Below are 6,178 nucleotides of genomic sequence, written 5' to 3' on the forward strand. Positions count from 1 at the left end.
GATGAGTCTTCTTGAAATCCGCGACCTGAATGTGCGCTTCGCCACCACGGATGGAGAGGTTTCGGCCGTCAACGGCATCAACCTCGACGTGGGCCGCGGCCGGACACTGGGGATCGTCGGCGAATCCGGTTCGGGCAAATCGCAGCTCGCCTTCTCGATCATGGGGCTGCTGGCGCGGAACGGCCGCGCCTCCGGCTCGGTCCGCTTCGACGGGACCGAGATCCTGAACGCCCCGCCCGCCGTCCTGAACCGGATCCGGGCCGATCGCATTGCGATGATCTTTCAGGATCCGATGACCAGCCTGAACCCCTATATGCGCGTCTCGGACCAGATGGCCGAGGTTCTGACGCTGCACAAGGGCCTGAGCAAGCGCGAGGCGGTGGCGGAATCCGTGCGTATGCTGGACGCGGTGAAGATCCCGGACGCCAAGGGTCGCATCCGCCTTTACCCGCATGAGTTTTCGGGCGGGATGCGCCAGCGGGTGATGATTGCGATGGCGCTGCTCTGCCGGCCTGACCTCTTGATCGCGGATGAGCCGACGACGGCGCTGGATGTGACGGTGCAGGCCCAGATCATGGAGCTTCTGGCCGACCTGCAGCGCGAATTCGGCATGGCGCTGATCCTGATCACCCATGACCTCGGCGTCGTTGCGGGGTCTTGCGAGCGGGTGATGGTCATGTATGGCGGCAGGGTGATGGAGCGCGCGCCGGTCGATCCGCTTTTCGCCGATCCCGCCCATCCCTATACCCAAGGCCTGCTGGCGGCGATCCCGCGGGTGGACCAGAAGGGCGACAAGCTCTTAGCCATTCCGGGCAGCCCGCCCAACATGACCCATCCGCCGGCGGGCTGTCCCTTTGCGCCGCGCTGCGCCTATGTGATGCCGGTCTGCCAGCAGATCATGCCGCCGCTGGAGGATTTCGCCCCCGGACGCGAGCGTGCCTGCCACGCTGCGCTCGCCACGATCCGCGCCGGCCATGCGCCGCAACCCGATCTGCCCGAACCCGCCGCCCTGCCAGATGAGGCCCCGCCCGAGGCGGATGGCCTGATCCCGGCGGGTGCCGTGGCCGGAACCGGCCTCGCCGCCTCCGAGCAGGAGCCGTCCAATGACCGCTAGACCGCTGATCTCGGCGCGCGAGCTGCGCGTCACCTTCGAGGTTCCCACCGCCGGCGCCATGCCCTGGACCCCGCCGCGTCATCTTCAAGCCGTGGCCGGGGTGGATTTCGACCTGATGCCAGGGGAAACGCTGGGTATCGTCGGGGAATCCGGCTCGGGCAAGTCGACGCTTGCCCGCGCATTGATCGGGCTGGTCCCCGCGACGGGCCGGGCGATCTGGCAGGACGGTCAGGATCTGATCGGCCTGTCTCCACGCCGGATGCTGAAATACCGCAGCGAGATCCAGATGGTGTTTCAGGATCCGCTGGCCAGCCTCAATCCCCGCATGACCGTCGGCCAGATCATCGCCGAGCCGCTGACCACCCATCACAAAGGCCTCGGCCGGGACGAGGTCAAGCGCCGCGTCAAGGACATGATGGACCGGGTGGGCCTGCTGCCGAACCAGATCAACCGCTATCCGCATGAGTTCTCGGGCGGCCAGTGCCAGCGCATCGGCATCGCCCGCGCGCTGATCGTACAGCCCAAGCTGGTGATCTGCGACGAGCCAGTTTCGGCACTGGACGTGTCGATTCAGGCGCAGGTGATCAACCTCCTCGCCGATCTTCAGCGCGACCTGGGGCTGGCGTTGATCTTCATTGCGCATGACCTCTCGGTCGTGAAGCATATCTCGGACCGGGTGCTGGTCATGTATCTGGGCCGGGTAATGGAGCTTGCGCGGGCCGAGGCGCTTTATGCCCAACCCCAGCATCCCTATACCCAGGCGCTGCTCTCGGCCGTTCCGATCCCTGATCCGCAGTTGGAGCGGCAAAAGCGGATGATCCCCTTGAGGGGCGAGCTTCCTTCGCCCATGAACCCGCCTTCGGGCTGCGTGTTCAGGACGCGCTGCCCGCGCGCACAACCGCTCTGCACCAGCGAGCGGCCGGCGCTTTGCGGGGACGACCACCTGACCGCCTGTCATTTTCCCGGTCCGCTTCTGGCCGAGGAAATGGCGCGAACCGCCTGATACGGAAATAAAAATGCCCCGGCGCGAAGCCGGGGCGAGGTTGACCCGCCTGCGTTTCAGGCTGCGCCCAGCAGGCGGGCCATCTCGTCGCGCAATTCGGCCAGCTCGAAGGGCTTGGCAATGAAGCCATCCGCGCCGAGTTCCAGCCCGCGCCTGCGCTCGACCACCGAGCCTCGGGCGGTCATCAGCAGCACCCGGACGTCGCGAAGGGTCGGATCGGCCCGCATCGCCTCAATGATCTCGTAGCCCGAGATATCGGGCAGCATCACATCGAGCAGCACCAGATCGGGACGGTCGCCGCGCATCTCGGCCAGCGCGCCCGCCCCGACCGCCAGCCGCCGGTGCTTGTGGCCCGCGCGCGTCAGCAGGAATTCCAGAGCGAGGGCGATATTGTCCTCGTCCTCGACGATCAGAATATTTGCCATCATCCGGCCCGGTTACAAGAAAACCGGGCCCGCGCGAACGGGCCCGGCATGGACCTGTCAGTCGTCCTTGAAAATGTCCTTCTTATGCGTGCCGCCCGGGACAAAGATCGCCCCGATGATCACGGTCGCGCCGGCTACGATGATCGCATACCAGAGGCCCGCATAGATATTGCCCGACTGCGCCGAGATGGCGAAGGCGGTCGCCGGCAGCAGCCCCCCGAACCAGCCGTTGCCGATGTGATAGGGCAGCGACAGGCCGGAATAGCGGATACGGGTCGGGAACAGTTCGACCAGCATGGCCGCGATCGGGCCGTAAACCATCGTCACGAGGATGATCAGATAGGTCAGGATCAGCACCACCGACAGCTTCTGCATGGTGAAGATGTCGAAGAAGTGGTTGGCCTTGGCGACGGTGGTATTGGCCTCGGGCGTCAGGGGATAGCCGGCCGCACCCAATGCGTCGTTCACCGATTTTTCAAAGGTGGACTTGGCGGCGGCAAGGTCGGCTCCGGTCAGAGCGGCCGCGTCATAGGACGGGATCACCGTGTCGCCGATCTTGACCTCGGCAACCGAACCCGCGGGGCCCGCCACGCTCTCATAGTTCACCGAGGACTTGGCAAGCATCGCCTTGGCGATGTCGCAGGAGGAGGTGAACTTGGCCGTCCCGGTCGGGTTGAACTGGAACGAGCAGGTGTCGGGATCCGCCGTCACGCTCACCGAGGTCATCTGCGCGGCGGCGAGCGCCGGGTTCGCAGTCTTGGTCAGGATGTGGAAGACCGGGAAATAGGTGATCACGGCTAGAAGGCAGCCGCCCAGGATGATCGGCTTGCGCCCGATCTTGTCCGAGAGCGAGCCGAAGAACAGGAAACCCCCGGTGCCAAGGATCAGCGACCAGGCGACGAAGACGTTCGACGAGAAACTGTCGACCTTGACCACGTTCTGGATGAAGAACAGCGCGTAGAACTGTCCCGAATACCAGACCACGGCCTGACCGGCGGTCAGACCCAGCAGCGCGATCAGGGCGATCTTGCCGTTCTTCCAGGTGCCGAAGGCCTCTTTCAGCGGCGCTTTCGACTGCGCGCCCTCTTCCTTCATCTTCTTGAAGGCCGGGCTTTCGTTCATCTGCAGGCGGATATAGAGCGAGATCGCCAGCAGGAAGATCGAGCCGAGGAACGGAATCCGCCAGCCCCAGAGATCGAAGGCCTTGATCATCTTGGGCGTGCCGTCCGCGTTCATCACCGCCTGGCCCGCAGCATCAAGAACCGGGCTGGGATCCCAGTTTCCGTTGACATAGCTTTGAACCAGCAGGATCACGATCAGCGACAGCAGCAGGCCCAGCGTCGCCGTGGTCTGGATGAAGGCGGTGAAGTAGCCCCGCTGACCCTGCGGCGCATGTTCGGCCACATAGACCGCGGCACCGCCATATTCGCCGCCAAGCGCAAGCCCCTGAGCCATGCGCAACGCGATCAGGATGATCGGCGCGGCGACGCCCCAGCTGCCGTAACCCGGCAGCAGGCCGACCAGGAAGGTCGAGAGGCCCATGATCATGATCGTGGCGAGGAAGGTGTATTTTCGGCCGATCAGGTCGCCCATCGCGCCAAAGACCAGCGCACCGAAGGGGCGCACGATGAAGCCCGCCGCGAAGGCCAAGAGCGCAAAAACGTTGCGCGTCGCCTCGGGGAACGAGGTGAAATACTGCGCCCCAATGATCGCGGCGAGCGAGCCGTAGAGATAGAAGTCATACCATTCAAAGATCGTGCCCGCGGAGGAGGCAAGGATGACCTTCTTCTCCTCCGGGGTCATTGGGCGCGAGCGCGCGCTCGCAATTTCCGTCTGGTTATAAGCCATATGGCTCCTCCCTGTCGCCAGCCCTCGACTGGCTGTTGTTGGCCTGGACAGGTCCGCCCCCTGCGCGCGCGATGCCGCAAGGCTGACGAAGGGTCCTGCCCTCCTCGATGCTTGATGTCCGCCTTGGTGGCGGTGATATGTCGCCCGTGTCCGAAAACCTCCCTATCCGGGCACGGTCTTCCGCATCGGACGCGGCGCGCTGATGGCCCGCGTCGGCCGGCTTTCTGCCGGCGGTTGCACCGGGCCTCTGGACCCGGTGCAGTCTTGGATCAAGCCCGGTTCATCCGGTTCTCGATCAGGTCGTCGACCACGGCGGGTTCCGCCAGGGTCGAAATATCGCCAAGCGCGCCATAGTCGTTCTCGGCGATCTTGCGCAGGATGCGGCGCATGATTTTGCCCGAACGGGTCTTGGGCAGGCCGGGGGCCCATTGGATCAGGTCCGGTTTCGCGATCGGACCAATCTCGGTGCGGACCCAGGTTTCCAGCTCGCGCTTGAGGTCATCGCTGGGCGCGACCCCGTTCATCAGCGTGACATAGGCATAGATGCCCTGCCCCTTCAGATGGTGCGGATAGCCGACGACCGCCGCCTCGGCCACCTTCTCATGCGCGACGAGGGCGCTCTCGACCTCGGCCGTGCCCATGCGATGGCCCGAGACGTTGATCACGTCATCGACGCGCCCGGTGATCCAGTAATAGCCGTCCTCGTCCCGGCGGCAGCCGTCGCCGGTGAAGTAATAGCCGGGATATTGCTGGAAATACGTCTCCATGAAGCGCTGGTGATCGCCCCAGACGGTGCGCATCTGGCCCGGCCAGCTGTCGGCGATGGCCAGCACCCCCTCGACCCCGTTGCCCTTCAGCACCTCGCCGGTCTGGGGGTCCAAAACCTCGGGCTTGACGCCGAAGAAGGGCAGCGTCGCGGAACCGGGCTTCGCCTCGATCGCGCCGGGCAGCGAGGTGATCATGTGGCCCCCGGTCTCGGTCTGCCACCAGGTATCGACGATCGGGCAGCGGCCCTTGCCGACATGCTTGTCATACCAGACCCACGCCTCGGGGTTGATCGGCTCGCCCACAGTGCCCAGAAGGCGCAGGCTGGTCAGGTCATATTTGTCGACCCATTCCGGTCCCTGCCCCATCAGCGCGCGAATGGCGGTCGGCGCGGTGTAGAATTGCGTGACCTTGTGCTTTTCGCAGACCTGCCAGAAGCGGCTGGCATCGGGCCAGGTCGGCACCCCCTCGAACATCAGGGTGGTCGCGCCATTGGCCAGCGGGCCATAGACGATATAGCTGTGGCCGGTCACCCAGCCGACATCGGCGGTGCACCAGAAGACGTCGCCGTCGCGATAGTCGAACACGTATTGATGCGTCATCGCCGCAAAGGCGAGATAGCCGCCCGAGGTATGGACCACGCCCTTCGGCTTGCCGGTCGAGCCCGAGGTATAAAGGACGAACAGCGGATCCTCGGCATTCATCGGGCGGGGCGGGCATTCCGGGCTCACCTCCTCCATCAGCTTCAGCACGTCCACATCGCGGCCGTCGATCCAGGTCGTCTGGTCGCCGGTATGCTTGACGACAAGGCAGCGCACCCGGTCCGAGCAATGCAGCAGGGCCGCGTCGGTATTCGATTTCAGCGCCGTCCGCCTGCCGCCGCGCGGGGCGGTGTCGGCGGTGATGACCAGCTTCGCGCCGGAATCGTTGATCCGGTTCGCCAGCGCATCGGGCGAGAAGCCCGCGAAGACCACCGAATGGATCGCCCCGATCCGGGCGCAGGCCAGCATGGCGAAGGCCGCC

At 65.1% G+C, this 6,178-nt stretch carries 5 protein-coding genes; 2 read left to right on the forward strand and 3 right to left on the reverse strand.

The window, feature by feature from the left end; all coding sequences use genetic code 11:
• Position 1 precedes the first annotated feature (1 nt).
• Both VNQ78_RS06730 and VNQ78_RS06735 read left to right on the forward strand, forming a co-directional pair.
• Positions 2-1,114, forward strand: a complete 1,113-nt coding sequence (locus VNQ78_RS06730; RefSeq protein WP_325687932.1) for an oligopeptide/dipeptide ABC transporter ATP-binding protein — start codon at positions 2-4, stop codon at positions 1,112-1,114.
• The gene (locus VNQ78_RS06735; RefSeq protein ID WP_325687934.1) at positions 1,104-2,117 is read left to right on the forward strand and encodes an oligopeptide/dipeptide ABC transporter ATP-binding protein; all 1,014 of its coding nucleotides are present in this window, start codon (positions 1,104-1,106) and stop codon (positions 2,115-2,117) included. Before VNQ78_RS06730 ends, VNQ78_RS06735 begins: the two co-directional genes overlap by 11 nt.
• A gap of 56 nt (positions 2,118-2,173) precedes the next feature.
• On the opposite strand, the gene VNQ78_RS06740 is transcribed toward VNQ78_RS06735, so the two are convergent.
• The 3 genes from VNQ78_RS06740 to acs form a co-directional block, all read right to left on the reverse strand.
• Positions 2,174-2,542 (reverse strand): response regulator, encoded by a 369-nt coding sequence (locus tag VNQ78_RS06740; RefSeq protein WP_325687936.1) that lies wholly within the window; start codon positions 2,540-2,542, stop codon positions 2,174-2,176.
• Positions 2,543-2,599: 57 nt separating this feature from the next.
• Positions 2,600-4,390 (reverse strand): MFS transporter, encoded by a 1,791-nt coding sequence (locus tag VNQ78_RS06745; protein WP_325687939.1) that lies wholly within the window; start codon positions 4,388-4,390, stop codon positions 2,600-2,602.
• Positions 4,391-4,659: 269 nt separating this feature from the next.
• Positions 4,660-6,178 (reverse strand): acetate--CoA ligase (acs, locus tag VNQ78_RS06750; RefSeq protein ID WP_325687941.1); only part of this gene is annotated, 1,519 nt, incomplete at its 5' end.

It is taken from the genome of Paracoccus sp. (in: a-proteobacteria) (assembly GCF_035556475.1).
Lineage (GTDB): Bacteria > Pseudomonadota > Alphaproteobacteria > Rhodobacterales > Rhodobacteraceae > Paracoccus.